27 protein-coding genes are annotated in these 26,818 nt (G+C 31.3%); 7 read left to right on the top strand and 20 right to left on the bottom strand.

All coding sequences use genetic code 11. The annotated features are described in order from the left end of the window. Window positions 1-37: 37 nt before the first annotated feature. Window positions 38-1,882 (bottom strand): translational GTPase TypA, encoded by a 1,845-nt coding sequence (gene typA / locus HMPREF2881_RS09050; RefSeq protein WP_002448035.1) that lies wholly within the window; start codon window positions 1,880-1,882, stop codon window positions 38-40. Window positions 1,883-1,980: 98 nt separating this feature from the next. On the opposite strand from typA, the gene HMPREF2881_RS09045 reads away from it, so the two are divergent. Beyond that, window positions 1,981-2,172 (top strand): DUF5325 family protein, encoded by a 192-nt coding sequence (locus HMPREF2881_RS09045; RefSeq protein WP_002448174.1) that lies wholly within the window; start codon window positions 1,981-1,983, stop codon window positions 2,170-2,172. Between the two features lie 68 nt (window positions 2,173-2,240). Here HMPREF2881_RS09045 and HMPREF2881_RS09040 read toward each other — a convergent pair whose 3' ends face one another. Together HMPREF2881_RS09040 and HMPREF2881_RS09035 are read right to left on the bottom strand one after the other, a co-directional pair. Next, complete coding sequence (locus tag HMPREF2881_RS09040; protein WP_002448077.1) at window positions 2,241-3,056, bottom strand: inositol monophosphatase family protein; 816 nt, start codon at window positions 3,054-3,056, stop codon at window positions 2,241-2,243. Window positions 3,057-3,295: 239 nt separating this feature from the next. Then, window positions 3,296-3,517 carry a GNAT family N-acetyltransferase gene (locus HMPREF2881_RS09035; RefSeq protein ID WP_002448140.1) on the bottom strand — a complete coding sequence of 74 codons (222 nt, stop codon included), beginning with the start codon at window positions 3,515-3,517 and terminating at the stop codon, window positions 3,296-3,298. A gap of 230 nt (window positions 3,518-3,747) precedes the next feature. Here HMPREF2881_RS09035 and HMPREF2881_RS09030 point away from each other — a divergent pair, with 230 nt between their 5' ends. After that, window positions 3,748-4,359 carry a YktB family protein gene (locus HMPREF2881_RS09030; RefSeq protein WP_002448079.1) on the top strand — a complete coding sequence of 204 codons (612 nt, stop codon included), beginning with the start codon at window positions 3,748-3,750 and terminating at the stop codon, window positions 4,357-4,359. 179 nt (window positions 4,360-4,538) lie between these two features. Then, window positions 4,539-5,885, top strand: coding sequence for an Nramp family divalent metal transporter (locus tag HMPREF2881_RS09025; protein WP_002448215.1), 1,347 nt, complete (start codon window positions 4,539-4,541; stop codon window positions 5,883-5,885). A gap of 381 nt (window positions 5,886-6,266) precedes the next feature. On the opposite strand, the gene auxB is transcribed toward HMPREF2881_RS09025, so the two are convergent. From auxB to HMPREF2881_RS08965, 12 genes are all read right to left on the bottom strand, one after another. Further along, window positions 6,267-7,385, bottom strand: coding sequence for a lipoteichoic acid stability factor AuxB (gene auxB, locus HMPREF2881_RS09020; protein ID WP_002448099.1), 1,119 nt, complete (start codon window positions 7,383-7,385; stop codon window positions 6,267-6,269). 72 nt (window positions 7,386-7,457) lie between these two features. Further along, window positions 7,458-8,531, bottom strand: a complete 1,074-nt coding sequence (locus HMPREF2881_RS09015) for an ABC transporter substrate-binding protein (RefSeq protein WP_002448218.1) — start codon at window positions 8,529-8,531, stop codon at window positions 7,458-7,460. Next, window positions 8,528-9,337, bottom strand: coding sequence for an ABC transporter permease (locus HMPREF2881_RS09010; RefSeq protein WP_002448054.1), 810 nt, complete (start codon window positions 9,335-9,337; stop codon window positions 8,528-8,530). Before HMPREF2881_RS09010 ends, HMPREF2881_RS09015 begins: the two co-directional genes overlap by 4 nt. Before the next feature lie 5 nt (window positions 9,338-9,342). Then, the gene (locus HMPREF2881_RS09005) at window positions 9,343-10,146 is read right to left on the bottom strand and encodes an ABC transporter permease (protein ID WP_002448200.1); all 804 of its coding nucleotides are present in this window, start codon (window positions 10,144-10,146) and stop codon (window positions 9,343-9,345) included. After that, window positions 10,139-11,233, bottom strand: a complete 1,095-nt coding sequence (locus tag HMPREF2881_RS09000) for an ABC transporter ATP-binding protein (RefSeq protein ID WP_002455494.1) — start codon at window positions 11,231-11,233, stop codon at window positions 10,139-10,141. The genes HMPREF2881_RS09005 and HMPREF2881_RS09000 overlap by 8 nt, the downstream gene beginning before the upstream one ends. Window positions 11,234-11,253: 20 nt before the next feature. Then, entirely contained in the window at window positions 11,254-11,793 is a 540-nt protein-coding gene (locus tag HMPREF2881_RS08995; protein ID WP_002448067.1) for a helix-turn-helix domain-containing protein, read from the bottom strand. Window positions 11,794-11,924: 131 nt separating this feature from the next. Beyond that, window positions 11,925-12,197 (bottom strand): UPF0223 family protein, encoded by a 273-nt coding sequence (locus HMPREF2881_RS08990; RefSeq protein ID WP_002448248.1) that lies wholly within the window; start codon window positions 12,195-12,197, stop codon window positions 11,925-11,927. A 109-nt stretch (window positions 12,198-12,306) separates the two neighbouring features. Beyond that, window positions 12,307-13,713: a dihydrolipoyl dehydrogenase gene (lpdA, locus tag HMPREF2881_RS08985; RefSeq protein ID WP_002455496.1), complete on the bottom strand. Its 1,407-nt coding sequence runs from the start codon at window positions 13,711-13,713 to the stop codon at window positions 12,307-12,309. 3 nt (window positions 13,714-13,716) lie between these two features. Continuing rightward, window positions 13,717-15,021: a dihydrolipoamide acetyltransferase family protein gene (locus HMPREF2881_RS08980; protein ID WP_002488351.1), complete on the bottom strand. Its 1,305-nt coding sequence runs from the start codon at window positions 15,019-15,021 to the stop codon at window positions 13,717-13,719. Between the two features lie 208 nt (window positions 15,022-15,229). Then, the gene (locus HMPREF2881_RS08975; RefSeq protein WP_002448131.1) at window positions 15,230-16,207 is read right to left on the bottom strand and encodes an alpha-ketoacid dehydrogenase subunit beta; all 978 of its coding nucleotides are present in this window, start codon (window positions 16,205-16,207) and stop codon (window positions 15,230-15,232) included. Window positions 16,208-16,210: 3 nt separating this feature from the next. After that, entirely contained in the window at window positions 16,211-17,323 is a 1,113-nt protein-coding gene (gene pdhA / locus HMPREF2881_RS08970) for a pyruvate dehydrogenase (acetyl-transferring) E1 component subunit alpha (protein ID WP_002448048.1), read from the bottom strand. A gap of 166 nt (window positions 17,324-17,489) precedes the next feature. Continuing rightward, on the bottom strand, window positions 17,490-18,119 hold the full coding sequence (locus HMPREF2881_RS08965) for a YkyA family protein (protein WP_002448147.1): 630 nt from the start codon (window positions 18,117-18,119) through the stop codon (window positions 17,490-17,492). Between the two features lie 134 nt (window positions 18,120-18,253). Here HMPREF2881_RS08965 and def point away from each other — a divergent pair, with 134 nt between their 5' ends. The 3 genes from def (at window position 18,254) to rnjA (ending at window position 21,059) form a co-directional block, all read left to right on the top strand. Beyond that, a complete protein-coding gene (def, locus tag HMPREF2881_RS08960) occupies window positions 18,254-18,805 on the top strand; it encodes a peptide deformylase (protein WP_002448106.1) in 552 nt (183 codons plus the stop codon). Window positions 18,806-19,161: 356 nt separating this feature from the next. Next, window positions 19,162-19,380, top strand: a complete 219-nt coding sequence (locus tag HMPREF2881_RS08955) for a DNA-dependent RNA polymerase subunit epsilon (protein WP_002448185.1) — start codon at window positions 19,162-19,164, stop codon at window positions 19,378-19,380. Beyond that, a complete protein-coding gene (gene rnjA / locus HMPREF2881_RS08950) occupies window positions 19,380-21,059 on the top strand; it encodes a ribonuclease J1 (protein ID WP_002448244.1) in 1,680 nt (559 codons plus the stop codon). The genes HMPREF2881_RS08955 and rnjA overlap by 1 nt, the downstream gene beginning before the upstream one ends. Before the next feature lie 38 nt (window positions 21,060-21,097). Here the strand turns inward: rnjA and HMPREF2881_RS08945 are convergent, their stop codons facing one another. From HMPREF2881_RS08945 to HMPREF2881_RS08935, 3 genes are all read right to left on the bottom strand, one after another. After that, complete coding sequence (locus HMPREF2881_RS08945; RefSeq protein WP_002448135.1) at window positions 21,098-21,757, bottom strand: potassium channel family protein; 660 nt, start codon at window positions 21,755-21,757, stop codon at window positions 21,098-21,100. A gap of 123 nt (window positions 21,758-21,880) precedes the next feature. Continuing rightward, window positions 21,881-22,897, bottom strand: coding sequence for a cytochrome d ubiquinol oxidase subunit II (locus tag HMPREF2881_RS08940; RefSeq protein WP_002448141.1), 1,017 nt, complete (start codon window positions 22,895-22,897; stop codon window positions 21,881-21,883). Continuing rightward, complete coding sequence (locus HMPREF2881_RS08935) at window positions 22,897-24,243, bottom strand: cytochrome ubiquinol oxidase subunit I (protein ID WP_002448254.1); 1,347 nt, start codon at window positions 24,241-24,243, stop codon at window positions 22,897-22,899. Before HMPREF2881_RS08935 ends, HMPREF2881_RS08940 begins: the two co-directional genes overlap by 1 nt. A gap of 195 nt (window positions 24,244-24,438) precedes the next feature. On the opposite strand from HMPREF2881_RS08935, the gene HMPREF2881_RS08930 reads away from it, so the two are divergent. Beyond that, window positions 24,439-24,672 (top strand): glutaredoxin family protein, encoded by a 234-nt coding sequence (locus HMPREF2881_RS08930; protein ID WP_002448107.1) that lies wholly within the window; start codon window positions 24,439-24,441, stop codon window positions 24,670-24,672. A gap of 52 nt (window positions 24,673-24,724) precedes the next feature. Here the strand turns inward: HMPREF2881_RS08930 and ptsP are convergent, their stop codons facing one another. Both ptsP and HMPREF2881_RS08920 read right to left on the bottom strand, forming a co-directional pair. Then, window positions 24,725-26,440, bottom strand: coding sequence for a phosphoenolpyruvate--protein phosphotransferase (gene ptsP, locus HMPREF2881_RS08925; RefSeq protein WP_002455498.1), 1,716 nt, complete (start codon window positions 26,438-26,440; stop codon window positions 24,725-24,727). Window positions 26,441-26,442: 2 nt separating this feature from the next. After that, entirely contained in the window at window positions 26,443-26,709 is a 267-nt protein-coding gene (locus HMPREF2881_RS08920) for a phosphocarrier protein HPr (protein WP_002448249.1), read from the bottom strand. Window positions 26,710-26,818 lie beyond the last annotated feature (109 nt).

Below are 26,818 nucleotides of genomic sequence, written 5' to 3'. Positions count from 1 at the left end.
GCAACATCAAATTTGATGTTGCGTCTTTTTATTAGTTTTATTGATCTTGCATCATTTGTTTTACACGTTTCGCTTCTTTTTCACGTGCAGCTTTATTTAATATTTTTTTTCTTAAACGGATGCTTTGAGGCGTTACTTCAACCAATTCATCATCATTAATATATTCTAATGCTTCTTCTAACGTTAAAATTCTTGGACGATTCATTGTTTGAGTTTGATCTTTTGTTGCTGAACGTACGTTAGTTTGATGTTTAGCTTTAGTAATATTAACTGTTAAGTCATTTTCACGATTATGTTCTCCTACAATCATGCCTTCATAAACTTCAGTACCTGGTTCCATGAAGTTTACACCTCTGTCCTCTAGACCAATGATGGCATAAGCTGTTGCTTGTCCTTGATCCATTGAAATTAATGCACCATTACGACGGCCACCAATTTGTGCTTTAACACGAGGTCTAAATTCTTCAAATGTATGATTAATAATGCCATAACCACGTGTCATAGACATAAATTCAGTTGTGTATCCAATCATACCACGTGCAGGTACCATAAAGATTAAACGTGTTAATCCATTATCAGTTGTTAACATGTCTAACATTTCACCTTTACGCGCACCAAGTGATTCAATCACTGCTCCAGCATTTTCAGATGGAACTTCACATTGAACACGTTCAAATGGTTCACTTAATACACCATCAATTTCGCGTAAAATAACTTGAGGTTTAGAAACTTGAAGTTCAAATCCTTCACGTCTCATATTCTCAATTAAAATAGATAAGTGCAACTCTCCACGGCCAGCTACAACCCACGTATCTGGAGAATCTGTTGGTGTAACTTTTAAAGATACATCTGTTTCAAGCTGTTGATCTAAACGTTCTTGGATTTGACGAGCAGTTACAAAATCACCTTCACGACCAGCAAATGGTGAATTATTTACTTTAAATGTCATTTCAAGTGTAGGTTCATCAATACGCAATACTGGTAACGCTTCTTGATGATCATGTGGTGTAACTGTTTCACCTACGTTGATATCTTCCATTCCTGATACAGCAATTAAATCTCCCGCTTGTGCTTCTTCAATTTCTTCACGTTTTAAACCAAAGAAACCAAAGATTTTTGTTACACGGAAGTTTTTCACTGTACCATCTAATTTAATAAGCGATACGTTATCTCCAACACGCATTTTACCTCTAAATACACGGCCAATACCAATACGACCAACGTAATCATTATAGTCTAATAATGCTACTTGGAATTGTAGTGGTTCATCACTGTTATCAATTGGAGCAGGCACATAATCAAGAATTGTTTCATATAAAGACTGCATGTTTTCATCTTGTTTTTCAGAATCAACACTCGCTGTTCCATTTACAGCTGATGCATAAACAACTGGGAAATCAAGTTGTTCATCATTTGCTTCAAGTTCAATAAATAAATCTAATACTTCATCTACTACTGCTTCTGGTCTAGCAGAAGGTTTATCAATTTTATTAACTACTACAACAGGTTTTAAATTTTGTTCTAATGCTTTTTTTAGTACGAAACGTGTTTGTGGCATAGTACCTTCATAGGCATCTACAACAAGTACAACACCATCTACCATTTTCATAATACGTTCAACTTCACCACCAAAGTCAGCATGTCCTGGTGTATCTAAGATGTTAATTCTTGTACCTTTATAATTTATCGCAGTATTTTTAGCAAGAATTGTAATACCACGTTCTCTTTCTAAGTCATTAGAGTCCATTGCTCTTTCATCAACATGCTCATTTTCTCTGAAGATTCCAGATTGTTTAAGCAATTCGTCAACTAGTGTTGTTTTACCATGGTCGACGTGAGCAATAATTGCAATATTACGAACATCTTCTCTTCTATTAGTCATTTTATAATATCCTTTCTTGAGTAAATTCCCACTTTTAATTGCAACTTTTTTATTATATCATAATATTAACAAAAGATAACTAAAAGGTGGGGATGGGGATGGAAAAACCAAAATCTAAAGGTATATTCTGGATACTTTCTATTGTAGCAGTTATATTTTTAGTGCTCTTTAGTTTCAGCGTGGGTGCTGGAAGTATTCCAATGATGATTTTAACATTTATTCTTTTCATTGCAACGTTTGGCGCCGGATTTACGCTTAAGAAAAAGTATCGTGAAAACAATTGGCTATAATCAACCATTAAGATATATAAAGCTTGAGATATTTTTGCCTCAAGCTTTTTTTATTGAAATAAGATTTTTTATTTTTTAAAGCGTTGATGTAAATCTATTAAAGTAGCCGTATTAGGTGCTAGATAAATTTCTAATATTTCTTTATGAATATTTGAATTTCCTACTAATACTGAATTCGCACTTGAAATATTTAATGGTTCACCTAATAAGTTACTAGCTACGCCTCCAACTTCATTTAATACAATAAGACCACCAGCAAAGTCCCAAGGCTGTAATCTAGGTGTGATATAAGCAGCCAATTGTCCTTTAGCTACACTTATAATTTCTAAAGCTGCACTACCATATGCTCTACAGCTTCTTGCATCATTTACTATATCTTGAAATATAGGACCCATTTTAGGTTTGGTTACCCAATTTGGGTTGATACCAATTAAGCTTTTCTTTAGGGTGGTAGATTCAATCGTAGATAATGGATGTTTATTTTCAAATGCACCCTCACCTACCTTGGCATGATATAAAACATCTTTCATTACATCATATACAAAGCCAGCGTATGGTTTACCATTTCGATAGATACCAATTGAGATAGCAAAATTTTCTTTTTGATGTACAAAGTTTAATGTGCCATCAATTGGATCCACTACCCATACGACCCCTTCAACATGAGTTAAATCATGACCATGTCCTTCTTCCCCAATAACACGATGTTCTGGATAACTATGGGTAATCGCATCATATATATAATTTTCAGTAGCTTTATCAACATTTGTAACTAAGTCATTCGGATTTGATTTTGTTTCAATATTTAATTCTTCCTTCATCATTATTCTAACTTTATTTCCTGCTTCTAAAACTAAGCCTTTAGCAAAATCATATAGCGACATACTATCATCTCCTGTTGCTTACTATTATACATCAAATCAATTTTATAATTGTTATACATCATTTTATACCTTCATCACTATATATTAAACTCTTATGAATAGTTTATAAGCATAAAAATAGGTCGCCAATAAAAGCAACCTATCAAATCCATGATATAAAAGACTGAAAACATTTAAAATATATGAATAAATATGTACATTCATCTTATAATTATGGAAGATAAATAAATAAAAGATCATTAAGCTAATTTTAAATGTAAAATCGGGTAATCTCTACCTTGATTGTCTTTTTGAGATTCACTATATGCTTTAAAACCATTTTTAATATAAAATTTCAATGCATGTTGGTTATCTTTATTAACATCTACATATTGGATTTTATCTTCTTGAATCAGTGACTGAAGTATGATTGTACCGTAACCTTTATTAAAATGTTTAGGATCTATAAACAACATTTCCAAATTTTTAGTATTGTATTATAGTCTTTTTTCTTTTACTTTTATTAATCTCATGACACTCTCCTAACCACGAGGGGTAAAATCCTAAAAATTAAATGACTAACATCTAGGTACTGACTCTACCTTTTTAGTTTAAATTAACTATCTATATTGTATATTACTATTCTATCATTATCACTTTGAAATATATGCTACAATAAACTCAACATACTATTAAAATAGGAGGAAGATCAATGACACAATACACATTTACACCTAAAGATTTTAAAGCATTTGACGTTGAGGGTTTAGATGAACGAATGGAAGCTTTAAATAAATATATTAGACCTCAATTACATCAGTTAGGCGATTATTTTAGTGAGTATTTCACTTCTCAAACTGGAGAAACATTTTATGCACATGTTGCTAAACATGCGCGTAGAAGTGTTAATCCTCCTATAGATACCTGGGTCGCTTTTGCACCTAATAAACGTGGTTATAAAATGTTACCCCACTTCCAAATTGGCCTTTTTAGGGATCAATTATTTATCATGTATGGAATAATGCATGAAGGAAAAAATAAAGAAGAACGTGTTAAAGTTTTTGACAAACATTTTAATGCATTAAAACAACTTCCAAATGATTATCAAATTAGTTTAAATCACATGAAAAAAGATAAACAATATATCAAAGATTTAAGTGATACTGATTTACATCAAGCTATTGATCGTGTTAAAAATGTGAAAAAAGGAGAATTTTTTATAGCACGTACTTTAGCCCCTAGTGATGAACGATTAAAATCAGATGAAACATTTTTAGCTTTTATTAAAGAAACATTTGATGAATTCTTAAAATTATATGAATAAATACTATTCTTCGGCCTGGGACTTTACTAGAAGTCTCAGGTGTTTTTTATTTTATTGGTAATCACTCACTGTCTTGAAGATCCATCTAAATTCAGTAATATTCTTTTTTACAACATTTTTAGGTTGACCTAAAAATATATTTAGGTTAATATAATTAAAAAGATTTTAGGAGTGTATGAATGAATCATATGAGTAATAAAAAACAACGTAGTTTAGACGAAATTAATAATACAGTAGACTTTAGTAGTAATAAAAGTGCAAGCCAAAAATTTTTAGCTTTTTTAGGTCCAGGATTATTAGTAGCGGTGGGATATATGGATCCAGGTAACTGGATTACATCTATGCAAGGTGGAGCACAATTTGGCTATATTCTTCTTTTTATTATTTTAGTTTCTAGTTTAGCTGCAATGCTTTTGCAAAGCATGACAGTTAGATTAGGTATTGCTACAGAGATGGATTTAGCACAAATGACACGTCATTATTTAAATCGCCCGTTAGCAATTATATTTTGGATAATAGCAGAACTAGCTATTATCGCTACAGATATTGCTGAAATTATCGGAAGTGCAATAGCTCTAGACTTATTGTTTAATATTCCTTTAATTATAGGTGCACTTATAACTGTTTTAGATGTTTTTCTTTTACTCTTTATTATGAAATTTGGCTTCAGAAAAATCGAAGCGATTGTCGGAACATTAATTTTTACTGTTCTAATTATTTTCTTATTCGAAGTATTTATTTCATCACCTAAAGTGATTAATATTCTTAACGGTTTTATTCCTCATAAGGATATCGTTACAAATCATAGTGTACTGTATATTGCTTTAGGGATTATTGGTGCTACAATTATGCCTCACAATCTCTATTTACATTCTTCGATTGTACAATCACGTAAATATGATAGAACTAATGAGAACGATAAGGCACAAGCAATTAAATATGCAACAATTGATTCTAATATACAATTAAGCATCGCTTTTATAGTAAATTGCTTGTTACTTATATTAGGTGCTGCACTATTTTATGGTGTTAATGCTGATAAATTAGGAGGATTTTATGATTTATATCATGCCCTTAAAACTCAGCCGCTTCTAGGGTCAGTACTTGGCAGTATAATGAGTACATTATTCGCTATTGCACTACTTGCATCTGGACAAAATTCTACAATCACTGGAACACTCTCAGGTCAAATTGTTATGGAAGGATTTTTAAGATTATCAATTCCAAATTGGTTAAGACGATTAATAACTAGAGGTTTAGCTGTCATTCCTGTTATAATTTGTTTAATTGTATTTAAAGGTAATGAAAATAAAATGGAACAACTTTTAGTACTTTCTCAAGTATTTTTAAGTATCGCTTTACCGTTTTCACTCATTCCTTTACAACTTGCAACAAGCAACAAAAAATTAATGGGCCCTTTTTATAATAAAAACTGGATTAACTTTTGTTCTTGGAGTTTAATTATTATTCTAAGCCTACTTAATGTTTATTTAATTATCGAAACATTTAAAGAATTTTTTGCATAAAATAAAACTATTGTTAAGGTATTGAACATGATATCTTAACAATAGTTTTTCTCTGTATTGTTTTAATTCATTATAACTTCCATAATATCATTGCAAACCACACTATATTAAACTTTCATATCAATGTCATAATATGAATAGTATAGATTTAATTTTTAATAATTAATGACCTAACTATGTTATATAATGTAGATTTTACAAATACTCCAATAGAACTGATTATTGCGACTATATCATTTCAATTATGTATGCATTTATTTTAATTTATATCCTTCTATTATTAAATACTTATCCAATTTTATTTTTATTGACGATAAATAAACTCCCAAGCAATTCAATTCAAATTGCTTGGGAGTTACACGTAAAACTAATAACCTTCAATTATTCCTGATCAACCGAGTGTTTCTCTTTGTTTTCTTCTTTATTTAAAATTTGTTTGCGTTCTTCATAATTCATTCGACGTTGATTAACAGCACTTGGCTGATTCTTTCTTTTTTCTTTCATACGTTGATTATAAGCTTTACGTTTTTCTTTTTTCTTAGCACGTAATTCCGCTTTTTCTCTTTTACGTTGTGCTTTTTGTTCTTTCTTATCAATATATAAGTCTTTTTCTACATTATTTTCATCATCATTAACTTCATTCGGCATACTATTTTTTGATTTATATTTATACTTTCTTTGTCTTGAAAGCACGCCAGAAGTATCATCATTTGAAGATTGTTGATATTCACTTTTTACAGCACGTTTAGGATATTGATTATATTTATCTTCCTCAATATCATCATTAAAATCTTGCTCATCATTATTTTGAGTAATATGATGATAATCTTCATAATCATGTTCTCTTTCATTATAATCACTTGAAGGTTTACGACGAATACGACGTTCTGATTTTTTAGTCTTACGAGGTGATTCTATGTACTCTTCTTCATCATTATATTGAGTAGGTTCTTCTTCATAATAATATCTATCATCATAATCATCTCTTTGATTATAATAAGGGGGATAATCGTAAGTAGAACCATATGCTGGAACTGTTTCTATTTTACTTCTTCTTGCAAACATCATAATCGCTGTAATGAAGAAGAAGATTGGAATAATTAATGTAATAAATAATAACACTAAAGGTAAAGTAATAATGGAAGCAATTAAAAATAATATTCCAGATAAAATTCTAATATTCATAGAAATTAAAGCTAAAAATGAAATTAATAAACAAATGATAAAGTACACGATAATTGCCCAAATTCCATTTTGTAACCATATAACAAATTGAGTCGTATTTAGACTATTGTTAACTAGTATTTGTTGTATTAATTGATTATTATTCATGGAATTTTCAAGATTTTGAATTGATGTATCATTACTGAATGATACGAGTGCAATAAACATTGTAATAACCGTTAATATTAATAAGAAAATCCAACTAATCCAACCTAAAAGTTTCTCAGTTAAACGGCTCACAGGTCGTTTGATTTGTGTGTATCGTTCTCCTGACATTTATTACAACTCCTTAATTGACTTGTCAAATTATTATATCTAATTTATAGGAAAATAACTACTAATTATCACTTATTTTAACGACATTTTAAAATTCAAGAAACTTTCGTTATATTCTCCTAATGTTTTCTCCCCTAAATCTTTATAAACTTCTAATCGTTTTTGTTCTTTTTGAGTTGGATAAAAACGGTGATCATTTTTTATGTTATTAGGTAATAAATTTCTAGCCGCCTTATTCGGAGTAGCATACCCAACCCATTCTGTATTTTGTTTATTATTTTTAGCATCTAATAAAAAGTTAATAAATTGATATGCGCCTTCTTTATTTTGAGCAGTTTTAGGAATGACCATGTTATCAAACCATACATTCGAACCTTCTTTAGGAACCACATAATCATAAGTATCTCCCTCTTGAACAAGTGGTGCTGCTACACCACTCCATACTACAGCAATATGGCCTTCATTTTGTTGAAGCATCATAGTAATTTCATCGCCTACTACCCCTCTAACTTGAGGGGTAAGAGATTGTAAGTCTTGTTCTGCTTGCTTAATATGAACAGGATTGGAATCATTTAAACTATAACCCAATTTATTTAAAGCTAATCCTATAATTTCTCTAGCCCCGTCAACAAGTAATATGTCATTTTTGTATTTAGACTGATATAAATTGTTCCAACTATCAAATTGTTCATTAGGATACGCTTTTTTATTGTATAGAATACCTACCGTCCCCAAAAAATATGGTATTGAATAGTTATTATGTGGATCATAAGCCATATTCATATAATCAGAATCCAAATTTTTAATATTAGGTATTTTCTGATGATCTAAAGGTTCTAATAAATGTTCTCTTTTTAATTTTTGAACAGTATATTCACTTGGAAATGCAACATCATAATGTGTACCACCATTTTTAATTTTTGCTTCCATGGCTTCATTCGAATCAAACGTTTCATAAACAACTTGTATGCCTGTCTCTTTTTCAAATTTCTTTATTAAATCGGGATCAATGTATTCCCCCCAGTTATATACATAAACTTTTTTTTCAGTTTTTGTATTATCTTGAGAATTAAACCAATGACTTATTCCTAAACATATCAATCCTACTACAATGGCACCGATAATTAACTGAAAAAATTGTTTCATTCTATTGCACCTCTTTTAGCACTTCTACGTTTTAATATATTTTGAAGTGCATAGTATCCAATAATACCTAGCACAATAGCTAAAAATAAGATTGTTGAAATAGCATTTATTTCCATACTGATACCTTTTCGAGCCATGGCATACACCTCTACTGATAAGACACTAAATCCATTACCTGTCACAAAAAAACTTACAGTAAAATCATCTAGGGAATAGGTAAGTGCCATAAAAAAGCCACCAATAATAGCAGGCATTAAGTTTGGTAAAAGTATACGTCCGAGTACTTGAGATTCTGTAGCGCCTAAATCACGAGCTGCATTTAACATATTATGATTCATTTCATATAGCTGTGGTAGCACAAGAATGACTACTATAGGTATACAGAATGCAATATGCGATGCTAATACTGTTCCAAATCCTAATCCTAATCCAAATATATGTCCTAAAACTGTGAACATAATTAAAAATGAGGCACCTATGACAACATCAGATGAAATCATTAGTACATTATTTAATGTAAGTAACGTCAATTTAAACTTCTTATTTCGCAAATAATAAATTGATATTGCTCCAAATGTTCCTATAATAGTAGATACTGCTGCGGATAGCAATGCAACTGCTATTGTATTGAATATTACAGACATTAAATGATCATCTTGAAATAAAGCTTGATAATGTTCTAATGTAAAATGTTCAAAATGTACCATATTTCCAGCTGAATTAAACGAATAAAACATTAAGAAAAAAATAGGAAGGTATAATATAACAAGTAATATTCCTATATAAAGTTTCCCGTACCATTTCATTTAATTCACCCTCTTCCATTTGTTTCTTTAGATTTAGTAATAATTAAGATAAAGGCCATAAATACAATTAAAAAGATAGCTATTGTCGAACCCATTCCGTAGTTTTGAATAACTAAAAATTGTTCCTCAATAGATGTACCAATATTAATCACTTTATTTCCAGCTATCAATCTAGTAATCATAAATAATGATAGTGCTGGTATAAATGTAACTTGAACACCTGTCATCACACCTTCTTTAGTTAAAGGAAGTATGACTTTACGAAAAGTAGTAAATGTATTTGCACCTAAATCACTTGAAGCTTGTAATAAATTATTAGGAATTGATTTCATGCTATTAAAAATAGGCAAAATCATAAATGGTATATAAATATAACTTGCAACAAGTAAAAACGCACCTGATGTAAACAACAAGTTTAGTGGACCAATATGCATTATACCTAACATTTTATTAATCATACCTTCGTGACTTAAAATTCCAATAAAAGCATACGTTTTTAACAATAAATTAATCCATGTGGGTATGATTAATATAAGTAACCAAATATTTTGGAATTTTGAAGATCTAATAAAATAGGCTGCAGGATAACTTATAATTAGTGTAATGATTGTTATAAGTGCCGCATAAAAAATAGAATCCCACATCATTTTTAAATATTTCATTGAAAAGACTTGTCGATAATTTGTAAAACTAAAGTGACCATTTATATCGATAAATGAAAAATATACAAGTAATAGCACAGGAATAATAATAAAAATAATCATCCATAATAAATATGGAATGATGAGAAATTTATTTAAATTACGCATGTTCAATATCCTCATAACTTTCAATACGTTTATCAAATTCTTCTTCAGTTTCTCCAGGAACCATAATATGAATAGCTTCAGGTTCAAAAAACAAACCTACCTGACTTCCTATTGTTGTCTTTTTAGTAGATTGAATAACCCATTCATATCCTTTTTCATCAATACAACAAATTTCGTAATGTACACCTCTAAAAAGCATTGAATCGACAGTTGCAGTGAATAAACCTTGTGTCGATTCAACTAAAGAAATATCCTCTGGACGAATCACTACTTCAATTTTTTTCCCAGATGGAATCCGAGCATCGACACATTCAAAATCCTGACCATATATATTCACTACAAAATCTTTAACCATTGTGCCATCAACAATATTAGATTCTCCAATAAAATCAGCGACGAATCGATTCACTGGTTCATCATAAATATCTGTTGGTGTGCCAAATTGTTGTATTTCACCATCTTTCATCACAAAAATATAATCACTAAGTGCCAATGCTTCTTCTTGATCATGAGTAACAAAAATAAAAGTGATGCCTAATCTTTTTTGTAACTCACGAAGTTCATATTGCATTTCAGTACGTAATTTTAAATCTAATGCCGAAAGAGATTCATCTAATAATAAAATTTCAGGTTTATTTACAATAGCTCTGGCAATAGCGACTCTTTGTTTTTGTCCCCCACTCATTTCATCAATATGACGTTGTTCATAACCTGTTAACTTAACAAGTTTTAATGCTTCTTTAACTTCTTTATCAATCTCTTGTTTAGAAAACTTTTTTAGTCTTAAACCAAAAGCAATATTCTCATATACATTTAAATGAGGAAATAAAGCATAATCTTGAAATACTGTATTTACTCTACGTTTATTTGCAGGTAATTTTTCGATAGACTGATTTTTATAAATAATTTGACCTTCATTAGGTTGTTCAAATCCTGCAATAAGTTTTAAAATTGTAGTTTTACCACATCCTGAGGGACCGAGCAACGTATAAAAATATCCCGATTCAATATCTAAGTTCATATTATTTAATATTGTTGTATCATCAAATTTCTTAGTAACTTTTTTAAAAGATAATAGTGACTCCAATCCATTTCCTCCTTTATAAATTATAAATATGATGCTGTTGCTACAATTAGAATTTTAACTTCATTTTCTGAATTATTATGTAATTGATGTAATTCATTTGCTCTAAAATAAAATACATCTCCCTCATAAGCTTGATAGCGCTCTTTACCTAACGTAAGTGTTACACATCCCTCTAAACAATAAATAAAGGTATCAGATTCAGAAGGTTCAAAAGATTTGTACGATGATCCAGGCTTAATTGTTATTATAAGAGGTTCCATTTCATTTTCATTTGAACTGGGTACAACCCAATTTAAAATATATCCTCTGTCATATTCATCATAAATAGTCCGTTCACTTTTTTTATACAATACTTTTTCTTTCGCTTTTTCCTTAAAAAAATCACTTGGTGTAGTACCTAATACTTCTAATATACTTAAAAATGTTTCCATACTTGGAGACGCATATTCACTTTCAATTTGTGATATATATCCTTTTGATAAATCAGTTCGTTCCGCTAACTCTTCTTGAGTAAGATTTTTTTGACGTCTTAAATTTTTTAATTTATATCCAATTTGCATAACTAACCACCTAAAAAAAGCTGTATCTTGTTTACTATTATCAAACATTTTGTTTAATGCTTAATAAAAATAACAAAATACAGCTTTAAATTCAATAGGTATATTAAAAAATTGAGATTAAATTAGAGATCTTAATGTTTACTAAAATTTTCTTGATCAGGATGTTTTTTAACTTCTTGGATGACTTTATAGCTATTATAGCCACTTTTTTCTTCAAATTCTTTAAAAATTTGTTTTTCTTCAGCTTTTCCTGGCACAATTTGTTTAAATTTTTTATATTGTTCCATTAGTTCAGTACCTATTATAGACTTTTCATAATAGTTTTCAATTTGATTAAAAAATTTGATAACATCAACCATTTCCTCATTAGACCAATCTAAATCGAGTGGATATTGATATTCCATAGTTACCCTCCAAAATATAAACTTAATTCTATAAAAAAAGGTGGAACTAGATTCCTTATAAAATCATAGTCCCACCGTAAATGGTTATTTCAATTATTTCAAAAGGAAATTACATAGTATGGATTGGTAATCCAATAGCTTTTTCAGCAACTTCCATAGTCATTTCACCTAATGTTGGGTGAGCATGAACAGTTAATGCGATATCTTCAGCATTCATGCCTGCTTCGATAGCTAAACCTAATTCAGAAATAATATCAGAAGCACCATTACCTGCTACTTGAGCACCAATAACTGTGTCATCTTCTTTTAATGTAATTAATTTAACGAAACCAGTTGTATCGTCTAATGATAAAGCACGTCCGTTAGCAGCATAAGGGAATTTAGATGCTTTGAAATCTAAACCTTCTTCTTTAGCCTGAGCTTCAGTATAGCCAACTTGAGCTAATTCTGGTTCAGTGAAGCATACAGCAGGCATACCAATGTAATCAACTTCTGATGCTTGACCTGAGATTACTTCTGCAGCTACTTTACCTTCATAACTTGCTTTGTGTGCAAGTGGTAAACCAGGTACGATATCACCAATTGCGTAGATGTTTTTAATAGAAGTACGACTTTGTTTGTCTACTTCTAATAATCCACGATCAGCAAATTTAAGACCTAATTCTTCTAAGCCTAATTCGTCTGTATTTGGACGACGACCTACAGTTACTAATACATAATCAGCTTCAATTGTTTTTTCTTCACCTTTAGCTTCGTAAGTAACTTTAACACCGTTTTCAGTTTCTTCAGCGTTTTTAGCCATAGCTTCAGTGATAATTTCAACGCCTTTTTCTTTCATACCTTTTTTAACAGGTTGAACCATTTGTTTTTCGAAACCGCCAAGAATTTCTTTAGCACCTTCTAAAATTGTAACTTCAGAACCGAAGTTAGCAAAGGCAGTACCAAGTTCTGAACCAATATAACCGCCACCGACAACTACTAATTTACCAGGAACTTCTTGTAAGTTTAAAGCGCCTGTTGAATCGATAACGCGTTTGCCAAATTCAAAATTAGGAATTTCAATTGGTCTTGAACCAGTTGCAATAATAGCATTTTTGAAGTTATACGTTTGAGCACTTTTCTCATCCATAACACGTAAACTATTTTCATCTACGAAATAAGCTTCACCACGAACGATGTCAACTTTATTACCTTTTAATAAACCTTCAACACCGCCAGTTAATTTATTAACAACTGATTGTTTAAATTCTTGAACTTTATCAAATTTAAGTGATACGCTTTCAGCAATAATTCCTAAATTTTCAGAGTGTTGAGCTTCTACGAAACGATGAGAAGCATGTAATAACGCTTTTGATGGAATACATCCAACGTTTAAGCACACACCACCTAAGTCACCTTTTTCAACAATAGTAACTTTTTGTCCTAATTGAGCTGCACGAATTGCAGCAACATATCCACCAGGACCTGCTCCGATTACAATAGTATCTGTTTCAATTGGGAAATCTCCAACTACCATGTTTTACCCCTCCATTAATAATAATTCTGGATTATTTAATAAGCGTTTGATATGATTCATAGCATTTTGACCAGTTGCACCATCAATTTGTCTGTGGTCAAAGCTTAATGATAATGCTAATACTGGAGCTGCTACAATTTCACCATCTTTAACAATAGGTTTTTGAGCAATACGTCCAATACCTAAAATAGCTACTTCTGGGTGATTGATAACTGGAGTGAACCATTGTCCACCAGCTGAACCGATGTTACTAATTGTACATGTAGCACCGCTCATTTCTTGAGATGTTAATTTACCATCACGAGCTTTAACAGCTAATTCATTGATTTCATCTGAGATTTGGAAAATAGATTTACGATCTGCATTTTTAACTACAGGTACTAATAAACCTCTTTCAGTATCTGCAGCGATACCGATATTCCAGTAATGTTTGTGTACAATTTCACCAGCTTCTTCATTAAATGACGTATTCAGTGCTGGGTATTTTTTAAGTGCAGAAACAAGCGCTTTAACAACATATGGTAAGAATGTTAATTTAATACCTTGTTCAGCTGCAACTTCTTTGAATTTTTTACGGTGATCCCATAAGTCTTGAACATCAATTTCATCCATTAATGTTACGTGTGGAGCAGTGTGTTTTGAGTTAACCATTGCTTTAGCAATTGCTTTACGCATAGCAGGGATTTTTTCTGTAGTTTCAGGGAAGTCTCCTTCAGGTACTGATTGAGTTTGAACTGCAGAAGTATCTTCTGATGTTGAAGCAGCTGCACTTTCATTTGAAGCTGTTGCTGCTTGAGCACCGCCACCATTTAAGTGGTTATCGATGTCTTCTTTAGTAATACGTCCATTTTTACCTGAACCAGAAACTGCTTTAATGTTCACGCCTTTTTCACGTGCATATTTACGTACAGATGGCATTGCTTTAATTCGTCTGTTTTCGTCTACTTTTTCATCTTGTGATGTTGAAGCTGCTGGAGTTTCTTCAGTTTTAGCTTCTTCTTTTGCAGGTTCTTCTTCTTTAGATGAAGCATCGTCATCATCATGACCTTTAAATTGCATTTCTTCTGCATCTGGTGCGTCAATTTTAACAATGACATCACCTACAACTGCTACAGTGCCTTCTTCAACTACTACTTCTTCAATTGTACCGCTTACAGGAGATGGGATTTCTACTACAGATTTATCATTTTGAACCTCTGCTAATACGTCATCCTCTTCAATTGTATCTCCGGCTGAAACAAACCACTTAACGATTTCACCTTCGTGGATACCTTCACCAATGTCGGGTAGTCTAAATTCAAATGCCACGTTCTTATCCTCCTAAGATTTAAATATTTATTATTTAAATAAATTTATAACATAGAGGAAGGACAGAATAATATGTCGTGTCTGTTAACACTTTATCATTTTGTCCTACGTCTCTAGTTTACAATTAATTATATATACATAAAATAAATAGAAAATACTTATTTTAAATATATAGATTCATATATAGCTTACTGTTTTGTATATACTATTAGAATTCTAAAGTAGCTTTAGCTTGTTCAATAATATCATTTTTATTTGGTAACCAAACGTTTTCAGCTTGAGTAAATGGATATACAGTATCAGCAGCAGCAACACGTGCAATTGGAGCTTCTAATGAAAGAATAGCACGTTCAGCTAATTCAGCTGCTACAGTAGCACCAACACCAGCTTGACGTTGAGCTTCTTGAACAACTACTGCACGACCAGTTTTTTCAACTGATGCAACTAATGTATCAATATCGATTGGTTGAACTGTACGTAAATCGATAACTTCTACAGAGTAACCTTCTTTTTCAAGTTCTTCTGCAGCTTTTTCAGATTCTTGTACCATTGCACCGTATGCAATTAATGTAATGTCATTACCTTCTTTTTTGACATTTGCTTTACCAATTTCAATTGTATATTCTTCTTCAGGAACTTCTTCACGGAATGAACGATATAATTTCATGTGCTCTAAATATACAACTGGATCGTTTGATCTGATTGATGAAAGTAATAAACCTTTAGCATCATAAGGACCAGATGGAATAACTACTTTAATACCTGGTGATTGAGCTAAAATACCTTCTAAGTTATCTGCGTGTAATTCTGGAGTGTGTACCCCACCACCAAATGGTGTACGAATTGTTACAGGAGCAGTTTTAGAACCACCTGAACGGAAACGCGTACGAGCAATTTGACCAGCAACTTCATCAAACACTTCAAATACGAATCCTAAGAATTGAATTTCCATTACAGGACGGAAACCTTCTACAGTTAAACCAAGAGCTAAACCACCAATACCAGATTCAGCTAATGGTGTGTCGAATACACGGTCTTCACCGAATTCTTTTTGTAAACCTTCAGTAACACGGAATACACCGCCGTTAACACCAACGTCTTCACCGAAAATTAAAACGTTTTCGTCATTTTGCAATTCAGTTTTAAGCGCATTGTTAATCGCTTGAACCATTGTCATTTGTGCCATGGCTTATTTCGACTCCTTCTCTTTGTAAATTTCATATTGTTCAGCTAAATTTTGAGGCATATCTTCATACATGATATCCATTAAATCAAGAACAGTTTGTTTTGGAGTATTGTCAGCCTCTTTAATTGCTTTCTTGATGTCGTCTTTAGCACGTTCAATAACTTCGTTTTCTTTCTCTTCGCTCCATAATCCTTTATTTTCTAAGAATTTTCTGAAACGAACTAACGGGTCTTTTTTCTCCCACTCTGCATCTTCATCTGAAGTTCTGTAACGAGTTGGATCATCTCCAGCCATTGTATGTGGACCATAACGATAAGTCATAGTTTCGATTAATGTTGGACCTTCACCATTAATTGCGCGATCACGAGCTTCTTTAGTAGCTTGATATACAGCTAATGCATCCATACCATCAACTTGGATACCAGGGATACCTACTGCAATTGCTTTTTGAGCTAATGTAGTAGCAGCTGTTTGTTTACTACGTGGAGTAGAAATAGCATAGTTATTGTTTTGGATAACAAAGATTGCTGGTGCTTTATAAGCAGAAGCAAAGTTAATACCTTCGTAGAAATCACCTTGTGAAGAACCACCATCACCAGTGTAAGTGATAGCAACTGCTTTTTTACCACGTTTTTTAATACCGAATGCCACACCAGCTGTTTGGATATATTGTGCACCGATAATGATTTGTGGACTGAATGCGTTTACGCCTTCAGGGAATTGGTTACCTTTAAAGTGACCTCTTGAGAATAAAAAAGCATCAGTTAACGGTAAACCGTGCCAAATAAGTTGTGGTACATCACGGTAACCAGGTAAAATGAAGTCTTCTTTTTCTAAAGCATATTGAGAAGCTAATTGAGATGCTTCTTGTCCTGCTGTTGGAGCATAGAAACCTAAACGACCTTGTCTATTTAAAGAAATAGAACGTTGGTCAAGAATACGTGTCCACACCATTCTTTCCATTAATTCTACTAATTGTTCATCAGTTAAATCAGGTACTAAGTCTTCATTTACGACATTACCATCTACGTCCAAAATTTGAACCATTTCAAATTTCGACTGAGTATCATTTAATACTTTTACTGCATCGAATTGGGCTTGTAACTTAGGAGCCATTCAATTCACCATACCTTTCCCATATAATAGAAATTCATTTTATCCACTCATAGTGTACCACAATTATTTTAGACTGTTAAACATTTTCATAAAGTTCTGTATTACTAAAAAAAGATACAGTCTGAGAAACTGTATCAATGTAACAATTAACACTGTATTAGTGATGTTAAGAGATTAAATGATCGACGTCTTGTTTTTCTTTATTAACTGTATTCATTGCCTTAGCATAAGCCTGGAATTTTTTCTTAAAGTTTTCTTGAGCTTTATTAAGCGCATTGTTTTTTTCGTCTACTTGAGATTGCGTTACTCCATCTTGTTTGACTAATTCAAATAAATCTTTTTCTTTACTTAATACATTTCTATAAGCCTTAGCATAGTCGTCATGTGTTTTATATTTGTTTTTTATAGCATCATCAAGTTGTTTAACTTCTTTTCTTTTATTATCATTTTTAATATCGTTAATATGAGAATCGCCTTTTTTAAATTGCTTTTCGGAATTTTTTAAAATTGAAACTTCCTTATCAAAGGTTTTTTCTCGTTTATCAATATTATCAAGTACATCGTCAGCTGCTTTACTACGTGTATTACTGTCATTACTATTTGCTTTTTTATACAAACCTTGTTTCTTTTCTTCAAGTGAATTTAGTTTTTTACTAACCTCATTTATAGATTGTTCTTTATCAAATGCTTTTTGAACATTATCGTCATAAGCTTTTACCTCTTTTTTATCAGTTGTACAACCAGCTAATAAAAGTGTAGAGGCAGCTGCAACAACTATGGTTTTACGTAATTTCATTAATGTCATTCCTCCTCATAGTGTTTCGATTGTAATATTATATAAAGATAGTTTATAAATCAAATGAAACTATATAATGTACGTAAATGTATATTATCTGTTATATTTTATATTATATAAGGAAGGTGTATAACATGTTAACAATGAAAGATATTATTAGAGATGGACATCCTACGTTACGCGAAAAAGCAAAAGACGTGAATTTACCTCTTTCTGAAGAAGACAAAAATACTTTGCGTGATATGCGTGAATTTTTAATTAATAGTCAAGATGATGAAATTGCTAAAAAATATGGTCTACGCTCTGGAGTAGGTTTAGCTGCACCACAAATTAATATTTCAAAAAAAATGATAGCTGTGTATTTACCTGACGATGGGGAAGGTAAATCTTACGACTATATGTTGGTCAATCCTAAAGTAATTAGTCATAGTGTTCAACACGCTTATTTACCTACTGGTGAGGGTTGTTTAAGTGTAGATGAAAATATACCTGGTTTAGTTCATCGTCATTATAGAACAACAATTAAAGCTTATGATATTGATGGTAATGAAGTTAAATTACGTTTAAAAGGTTATCCAGCAATTGTATTTCAACATGAAATTGATCATTTAAATGGTATTATGTTCTACGATTATATCGATAAAGATCATCCTCTTACTCCATTACCAGACTCAGTTGAAGTTTAATATTCAAGCCTAATGCATTTTTACATTATTGTAATAAATGTGTTAGGTTTTTCTTTTTTTATTCAATTTCCTCCTACTTTTACTACATATAAACTGCTTTATTTATTCTGATACATAAGGTAAAATAAAAATTAACTGAAATCATAGTAAATTACTATCTTTCAAAAAATGAACGACATGTATGATTTGCCTTTAAGCACAGTAAAATAAATATTATTTTATATTAAAAATTTAAAATGCCTGTTATGTAGCATTCACGTTAGATGTGAAAATAAATAAACATGTATATTTTATTTATTTTCTACTTGTGCTCATAAGACAATAAATAAACATTTATTTAGGAGGAAATATATATCATGGCAGTATTTAAAGTATTTTTTCAACATAATAAAGACGAAGTAATTGTTCGTGAGAACACAAATACAATTTATGTTGAAGGTGAAACTGAAGAACAAGTAAGACGTTATTTAAAAGATCGCAATTATAATATCGAATTTATTACTAAATTAGAGGGCGCACATTTAGAATATGAAAAAGAACATTCTGATCACTTTAATGTGGAGAACGCTCAATAATGAAACAATTACATTCTAATGAAGTAGGTGTATATGCTCTAGGCGGCTTAGGTGAGGTTGGTAAAAACACTTATGCTGTGGAGTATAAAGATGAAATTGTTATCATCGATGCTGGAATTAAGTTCCCTGATGATAATTTATTAGGTATAGACTACGTTATTCCTGATTATACCTACTTAGAACAAAATCAAGATAAAATTGTTGGTTTATTTATTACTCATGGACATGAAGACCATATAGGTGGTGTGCCCTACCTATTAAAGCAAATTAATGTACCTATTTATGGTGGCCCTTTAGCTTTAGGTTTAATACGCAATAAATTAGAAGAACACAATTTACTGCGTAATGCTAGTTTAAATGAAATTACAGAAGATAGTGTTATAAAATCTAAACATTTTGAAATTTCTTTTTACTTAACTACGCATAGTATCCCAGAAGCATATGGTGTTGTTGTTGACACACCTGAAGGTAAAATTGTCCATACTGGTGACTTTAAATTTGATTTTACACCTGTTGGTGCGCCTGCTAATATCGCCAAAATGGCAGAGCTTGGTAAAGAAGGCGTATTATGCTTGTTATCTGACTCTACGAATGCGCTAGTTCCTGATTTCACATTAAGTGAACGTGAAGTTGGACAAAATGTCGATAAAATTTTCCGTAACTGTAAAGGTCGTATTATTTTCGCAACCTTTGCATCAAACATCTATCGTGTCCAACAAGCGGTGGAAGCAGCAATTAAATATAATCGTAAAATTGTAACTTTTGGCCGTTCAATGGAAAATAATATTAAGATTGGTATGGAGCTGGGTTATATCAAAGCACCCCCAGAAACATTTGTTGAGCCTAACAAAATTAATAATATTCCTAAACACGAGTTACTTATTTTATGCACTGGCTCTCAAGGTGAACCAATGGCTGCACTTTCACGTATCGCTAATGGTACACACAAACAAATTAAAATTATACCTGATGATACTGTAGTATTCAGTTCTTCTCCTATTCCAGGGAATACTAAAAGTATCAATCGTACAATTAACGCATTATATAAAGCTGGTGCTGATGTTATTCACAGTAAGATTTCTAACATTCATACATCAGGACATGGTTCCCAAGGCGACCAGCAGTTAATGCTTCGTTTAATTCAACCTAAATACTTCTTACCTATTCATGGTGAATATCGTATGCTAAAAGCTCATGGTCAAACAGGTATTGATTGTGGTGTTAAAGAAGAAAATGTCTTTATTTTTGATATTGGTGATGTTTTAGCTTTAACACACGATTCTGCGCGTAAAGCTGGTCGAATTCCATCTGGTAATGTATTAGTTGATGGAAGTGGCATCGGTGATATTGGTAATGTTGTCATTCGAGATCGTAAATTATTATCTGAAGAAGGATTGGTTATTGTTGTAGTAAGTATTGATTTTAATACAAATAAACTTCTTTCAGGTCCAGATATTATTTCACGTGGTTTTGTTTACATGCGTGAATCTGGCCAATTAATTTATGATGCACAACGAAAAATTAAAACGGATGTTATTTCAAAACTAAATTCAAATGATGATATTCAATGGCATCAAATTAAATCTTCAATCATTGAAACGTTACAGCCGTATTTATATGAAAAAACAGCTCGTCGTCCAATGATTTTACCAGTAATTATGAAAGTAAATGAAGAATAAACACACACGGTATTTCTTAAGAAATACCGTGTGTTTTACTATCTTACTATTTTTTTCTCAAAACGATTTAAATCATTATCGTGGCCGATCATTATCATAATATCTCCAATTTCAATATTCATGTTTGGATCTGGTGACACAATGATTTCTCGTCCTCTTTTTATTGCAATAATATTAATACCGAATTGTGCTCGAATATCTAAATCTCTGATTGTTTGACCAGTCAATTTTTCACTTACTTTTAACTCTACTAATGAATGCTCATCTGCGAGTTCAAGGTAGTCTAGTACACTTGCACTTGCTACATTATGTGCAATACGACGACCCATATCTCTTTCTGGATGTACCACAGTATCAGCACCAATTTTATTCAAAATCTTTGCATGATAATCGTTTTGTGCTTTGGCCGTAACTTTTTTAACACCTAATTCTTTCAATATTAAAGTTGTTAATGTACTAGATTGAATATTCTCACCTATTGCCACAATGACATGGTCAAAATTTCGTATACCTAAACTTTTCATTACCGCTTCATCTGTAGTGTCAGCTACAACAGCATGTGTCGCAATTTCACTATATTCATTTACTCGAGCTTCATCTCTATCAATAGCCATAACATCCATATCTAAAGCATTTAGCTCTCTTACAATACTTCCTCCAAAACGACCTAATCCTATCACTACATACTCTTTCTCCATGACTTCTGGAACTCCTATCTAAAAAATAAGAGCTAAAATGATAAGTTCATTTATATACTAGAAACTTATTCAAAGTTCTATAAATATAAATTACTCTCATTTTAGCTCCTCTCTTAATTTAAATTACTTTTTACCTTCCACATATTGTTTATCGAAAACGAATAATCTCAATAACAATATTAACGATGGAAGTAATAAAAGTAAACCTAAAATAAAGACGATTGTTAATGCTAAGCCCATTGATGAGTTTACACCTGAATCTGAAATTTTAATATATGGATAAAGAATATAAGGTAACTTACTCATACCGTATCCGTAAAAAGCGAAAGCCATTTGTAAAATTACCATAATAAATGCTAAACCATGATACTTTTTAATCATATTTAAAATTCCTGCAATTAAGAAGAAAATAAAACTAATTGCAAACATCCACCAATAATGCGTAATTGCATTATAAAAGTGATTAGAGTTTTGTATTCTTAATGATAAGAATACAAATAATGAAATAATAATCATCGGTGGACCCCAGAACATAAACCATTGACGCATAAATTTATAAGCTACTTTATCTTTTGCTTTAGAAGCATAATATGTTAAAAATCCTGATGATATATATAATACACTTACAATTGCTAAAAATACAACTGACCATGCGAAAGGACTTAATAGTAACTGTACCCAATCCAAATCAAAATGATTGCCTTGTTCATTAATGTATCCACCTTCTGAGATAGTCAATACAGTTGCGAGTGCTGCGGGTATTAAAAGTCCAGTAATACCATATAAAAATATCCAGGGTAGTTTATTATCTTGTCCATAATGTTCAAAAGCATAAAAACTACTTCTAATAGAAATAAGAATTAAAGCGATTGAACCAGGAACTAATAACACTGTCCCTAAATAAAGAGCTGAATCTGGGAAAAATCCTACAAAACCTACAAAGAAAAATACAAAAAATACATTTGTTACTTCCCATACAGGATTTAAATATCTTTCTATAAGATGATTAATCTTTTTTTCTTCTCCCGTTAATTTTGTATGCAAAGTTAAAAATCCAGCACCAAAATCAATAGACGCTACGATAATATAAAAAAATAGGAAAGTCCATAATACTGTAATACCTATGCCAGTATAATCCATTATTCTTGACCTCCAATCACTTTATCAATATCCTCGCGAGCTGGTTTATTTCTAAACATTCTCAATAATACATAGGCAGATGTAAAGAGAAGTACAAAATAAAGTAAACCGAATAGAATTGTTACTAACGTAATTCCTCCTGCCTGTGTAGCAGCTTGGCTAACACGCATGTAACCTCTAACAATCCATGGTTGACGTCCCATTTCAGTTAAGAACCAACCAAACTCTATAGCAAGCATTGAAGCAGGTCCTGTTAAAAGTACTGCATAAAGCATTACTTTTTTAGTTATAATAGGACGTAGTTTTTTTATCATTAATGCTAATATGAAAATGCCTGATACGATAAAACAAAAGATTCCCATCGATACCATTAAATCAAAGAAATAATGAACGATTAATGGAGGTAAATCATTTTTAGGAAATTCATTTAAACCTTTTACTTTAGTATTAATATTATTATCAGCTAAAAAGCTCAGTAATCCAGGAATTTTTATGGCTCCTGAAACTTCTTGTGTTTTTTCATTTAAGACACCAAAAAATACTAAATCTGCTTTAGAATGTGTATCAAAATGCCACTCGTAGGCGGCTAATTTTTCTGGTTGTACTTTATGAAGAAACTTAGCAGACAAATCTCCAGCTAACATTGATAATAATGTTTGAATAAATCCAAGAATCATAGTCATTTTTAACGCTTTTTTATGATATGGCGCATCTTCACTATATTTATTTTTCAATAATTTAAATGCAGCGATTGCTGCCAAAATAAACGCCATCGTCATACCAGCTGTTGCAACAACATGAAATGCTCTAACTAAAAATGAAGAATTGAACATTGCTTCAAATGGTTGAACATTAACCATTTTGCCTTTTTTCATTTCAAAACCTGCTGGAGTATTCATAAATGAGTTCACTGAAGTAATAAAGAACGCTGAGAATGAACCACCAATAATAACAGGTAAACTAATTAAAAAATGTATCCATTGATTTTTAAAACGATTCCATGTATATAGATAAATACTTAAAAAGATTGCTTCAAAGAAGAAAGCAAATGTTTCCATAAAAAGAGGAAGCGCGATAACATGGCCACCCATTTTCATAAACGTAGGCCAAACAAGTGAAAGTTGTAATCCAATAATTGTTCCAGTTACAACTCCAACTGCAACTGTAATCGTATACCCTTTTGACCAACGTTTTGCTAATGCTATATATTTAGGATCTTTCTTTTTGATCCCTAAAAACTCTGCGATTGCAAACATTAATGGCATTCCTACTCCAATAGTAGCAAAAATAATATGAACGCCTAATGTCATCCCTGTCAAAAAACGACTAATTTCGACAGAATTCATACTTAACCACCTTTTCTATAATTTAAAATTAAAGCCTATAGATTTAAATTATATACCTAAACATTAGTAACTAAAATTTTTTTGTTTACTTTTTAATAGAGAATTTAAATGGAATTCACATAAAATTCACAATTTGCATTTTTTAATTACCTTATATATAGTAAGAAAAGTATAATTAAAAGGAGAATATGATTTATGTCTAAAATAATTATCTATACACAAGATGATTGTCCACCTTGTAATTTTTTAAAAAATTATTTAACGGAACATCATATTAATTTTATTGAAAAAAATATTAAGTATCCTTCTTATCGTAAGGAAATGTTAGAATATGATGCATTCTCTACACCATTTATCTTATTAAATGAGGAGCCTATGTATCAGGTAGATTTAGAAAAAATTAACAAAATATTTGATATCCAACTGTAGTATATAAAAAAAGAACCTGAGACATCATAAGTTGTCTCAGGTATTTTTAATATTATTTAGAAATGTGATGAACAAGTTCTTTAACTTCATCTTGTGTTGCACAATTAATGGCACGATTTGCTAATTCCGTCATTTCGTTTTTACTTAAACCATTAATTTGTCTTCTAGCTTTAAGAATAGAAGTTGCACTCATAGAGAATTCATCTAATCCTAAACCTAATAATAATGGAATTGCTGTTTCATCGCCAGCCATTTCACCACACATACCAGTCCATTTACCTTCTTTATGAGAAGCTTCAATAACCTGTTTAACTAAACGTAAAATTGCTGGATTATATGGTTGATATAAATATGAAACACGTTCAGACATACGATCAGCTGCCATAGTATATTGAATTAAGTCATTAGTTCCTATACTAAAGAAATCTACTTCTTTAGCAAAGATATCAGCTAACGCAGCAGTAGAAGGAATCTCTACCATGATACCTACTTCGATATCATCAGCAACTTCTTGTCCTTCGCTAGTTAATTTATCTTTTTCTTCTAAAAGAATAGCTTTAGCATCTCTAAACTCTTTAATAGTAGCTACCATTGGGAACATAATATTTAATTTACCATAAGCAGATGCGCGTAATAACGCACGTAATTGTGTTCTGAAGATGTCTTGTTGATCTAAGCACAAACGAATTGCACGATAACCTAAGAATGGATTCATTTCTTTAGGTAAATTTAAATATGGTAATTCTTTATCTCCACCAATATCTAAAGTACGTACAACAACACGTTTATCTTTCATAGTTTCTAAAACTTTTTTATATGCTTCAAATTGTTCGTCTTCAGTTGGCATTTGATCTCTACCCATATATAAAAATTCTGTTCTATAAAGACCAATTCCTTCAGCGCCATTTTCCATAACACCATATAAATCATCAGGTGTACCAATATTAGCAGCTAATTCTGCATGTTCACCGTCAACAGTTACAGTTTCAGCATCACGAAGTTTTTGTAATTCTTTTTTATCTTCAAAGAAACGCTCACGTTTATTTTGATAAGCAATGAGTTCATCTTCAGTTGGATCTATGATAACGTCACCAGTAATACCGTCAACAATAACCATATCTCCTTGTTTTACTTCATGAGTAATCGATTTAGTACCCACCACGGCTGCAATTTCTAATGAACGGCTCATAATTGCAGAATGACTTGTACGTCCACCAATATTTGTAACAAAACCTTGAACAAACTCTTTGTTTAATTGTGCAGTATCAGATGGTGTTAAATCATTTCCTATAATAACTACACTTTCATCAATCATACTAGGATTTGGTAAGTCCACGCCTAAAAGATGAGCAAGTACACGCTTAGAAACGTCACGAATATCTGCTGCACGTTCTCTCATATATTCATTATCCATAGATTCAAAAATAGTAATGAATTGAGTCGTAACTTCATTTAGTGCTTCTGGAGCACTTACTTTCTCATTCGCAATTTTATCTTCAATTGGCTGAATTAACTCTGGATCATCAAGTACAAGTAAATGTGCATCAAAAATAGCAGCTTTATCTGCACCTAATGATTTTTCAGCATTATTTCTAATTTTTGTTAATTCAATTTTGGAAGCTTCTAAAGCATTTCTGAACTTTTTAATTTCAGCATCAGTATCAGTAATGTTCTCATTCGTAAATGATAAATCAGGTTCTACTAGTAAATATGCTTTGGCAATTGCAACTCCATCAGAAGCTGCAATACCTTTAATTAATTTAGACATAATTACTCTGTTAAACCTTCTTTTGATAAAACTTCACTGATCGCTTGAATTGCATCTTGTTCATCGCTTCCATCAGCATAGATAGTGATTTCAGCATCTTTACCTACACCTAAACTCATAACGCCCATAATTGATTTTAAATTTACTTTTTTACCGTTATATTCTAATTGAATATCTGAATCAAATTTAGATGCTGTTTGCACTAGCATTGTAGCTGGACGTGCATGAATTCCAGTTTCGTCAACAATTACATATGATTTTTGTTCCATAATCTATTTCTCCTCCGTAAGTTAGAAAATTAATTTTCTTATTATCTAACATAAAAATTTATACCCTAACACTACCAAAATATATAACTGAATTCAATTCTTATATAAT

The sequence above is a fragment of the Staphylococcus sp. HMSC057A08 genome (genome assembly GCF_001812925.1).
Taxonomy (GTDB): Bacteria; Bacillota; Bacilli; order Staphylococcales; family Staphylococcaceae; genus Staphylococcus; species Staphylococcus hominis.
The sequence above is the reverse complement of the archived record's forward strand: the minus strand, read 5'-3'. Positions and strand labels throughout refer to the sequence as shown.

What these genes read in the sequence shown, in the direction of transcription:
- HMPREF2881_RS09045 (WP_002448174.1), top strand. Translation starts at nt 1,981, where the DNA reads ATGGAAAAACCAAAATCTAAAGGTATATTCTGGATACTTTCTATTGTA.
- lpdA (WP_002455496.1), bottom strand. Translation starts at nt 13,713, where the DNA reads ATGGTAGTTGGAGATTTCCCAATTGAAACAGATACTATTGTAATCGGA.
- HMPREF2881_RS08990 (WP_002448248.1), bottom strand. Translation starts at nt 12,197, where the DNA reads ATGGAATATCAATATCCACTCGATTTAGATTGGTCTAATGAGGAAATG.
- def (WP_002448106.1), top strand. Translation starts at nt 18,254, where the DNA reads ATGTTAACAATGAAAGATATTATTAGAGATGGACATCCTACGTTACGC.
- HMPREF2881_RS08995 (WP_002448067.1), bottom strand. Translation starts at nt 11,793, where the DNA reads ATGCAAATTGGATATAAATTAAAAAATTTAAGACGTCAAAAAAATCTT.
- HMPREF2881_RS08975 (WP_002448131.1), bottom strand. Translation starts at nt 16,207, where the DNA reads ATGGCACAAATGACAATGGTTCAAGCGATTAACAATGCGCTTAAAACT.
- ptsP (WP_002455498.1), bottom strand. Translation starts at nt 26,440, where the DNA reads ATGTCTAAATTAATTAAAGGTATTGCAGCTTCTGATGGAGTTGCAATT.
- HMPREF2881_RS09005 (WP_002448200.1), bottom strand. Translation starts at nt 10,146, where the DNA reads ATGCGTAATTTAAATAAATTTCTCATCATTCCATATTTATTATGGATG.
- HMPREF2881_RS08965 (WP_002448147.1), bottom strand. Translation starts at nt 18,119, where the DNA reads ATGAAATTACGTAAAACCATAGTTGTTGCAGCTGCCTCTACACTTTTA.
- HMPREF2881_RS08955 (WP_002448185.1), top strand. Translation starts at nt 19,162, where the DNA reads ATGGCAGTATTTAAAGTATTTTTTCAACATAATAAAGACGAAGTAATT.
- HMPREF2881_RS09025 (WP_002448215.1), top strand. Translation starts at nt 4,539, where the DNA reads ATGAATCATATGAGTAATAAAAAACAACGTAGTTTAGACGAAATTAAT.
- HMPREF2881_RS09010 (WP_002448054.1), bottom strand. Translation starts at nt 9,337, where the DNA reads ATGAAATGGTACGGGAAACTTTATATAGGAATATTACTTGTTATATTA.
- HMPREF2881_RS09030 (WP_002448079.1), top strand. Translation starts at nt 3,748, where the DNA reads ATGACACAATACACATTTACACCTAAAGATTTTAAAGCATTTGACGTT.
- HMPREF2881_RS08935 (WP_002448254.1), bottom strand. Translation starts at nt 24,243, where the DNA reads ATGAATTCTGTCGAAATTAGTCGTTTTTTGACAGGGATGACATTAGGC.
- typA (WP_002448035.1), bottom strand. Translation starts at nt 1,882, where the DNA reads ATGACTAATAGAAGAGAAGATGTTCGTAATATTGCAATTATTGCTCAC.
- HMPREF2881_RS08920 (WP_002448249.1), bottom strand. Translation starts at nt 26,709, where the DNA reads ATGGAACAAAAATCATATGTAATTGTTGACGAAACTGGAATTCATGCA.
- pdhA (WP_002448048.1), bottom strand. Translation starts at nt 17,323, where the DNA reads ATGGCTCCTAAGTTACAAGCCCAATTCGATGCAGTAAAAGTATTAAAT.
- HMPREF2881_RS08945 (WP_002448135.1), bottom strand. Translation starts at nt 21,757, where the DNA reads ATGGAGAAAGAGTATGTAGTGATAGGATTAGGTCGTTTTGGAGGAAGT.
- rnjA (WP_002448244.1), top strand. Translation starts at nt 19,380, where the DNA reads ATGAAACAATTACATTCTAATGAAGTAGGTGTATATGCTCTAGGCGGC.
- HMPREF2881_RS09015 (WP_002448218.1), bottom strand. Translation starts at nt 8,531, where the DNA reads ATGAAACAATTTTTTCAGTTAATTATCGGTGCCATTGTAGTAGGATTG.
- HMPREF2881_RS08930 (WP_002448107.1), top strand. Translation starts at nt 24,439, where the DNA reads ATGTCTAAAATAATTATCTATACACAAGATGATTGTCCACCTTGTAAT.
- HMPREF2881_RS08940 (WP_002448141.1), bottom strand. Translation starts at nt 22,897, where the DNA reads ATGGATTATACTGGCATAGGTATTACAGTATTATGGACTTTCCTATTT.
- auxB (WP_002448099.1), bottom strand. Translation starts at nt 7,385, where the DNA reads ATGTCAGGAGAACGATACACACAAATCAAACGACCTGTGAGCCGTTTA.
- HMPREF2881_RS09040 (WP_002448077.1), bottom strand. Translation starts at nt 3,056, where the DNA reads ATGTCGCTATATGATTTTGCTAAAGGCTTAGTTTTAGAAGCAGGAAAT.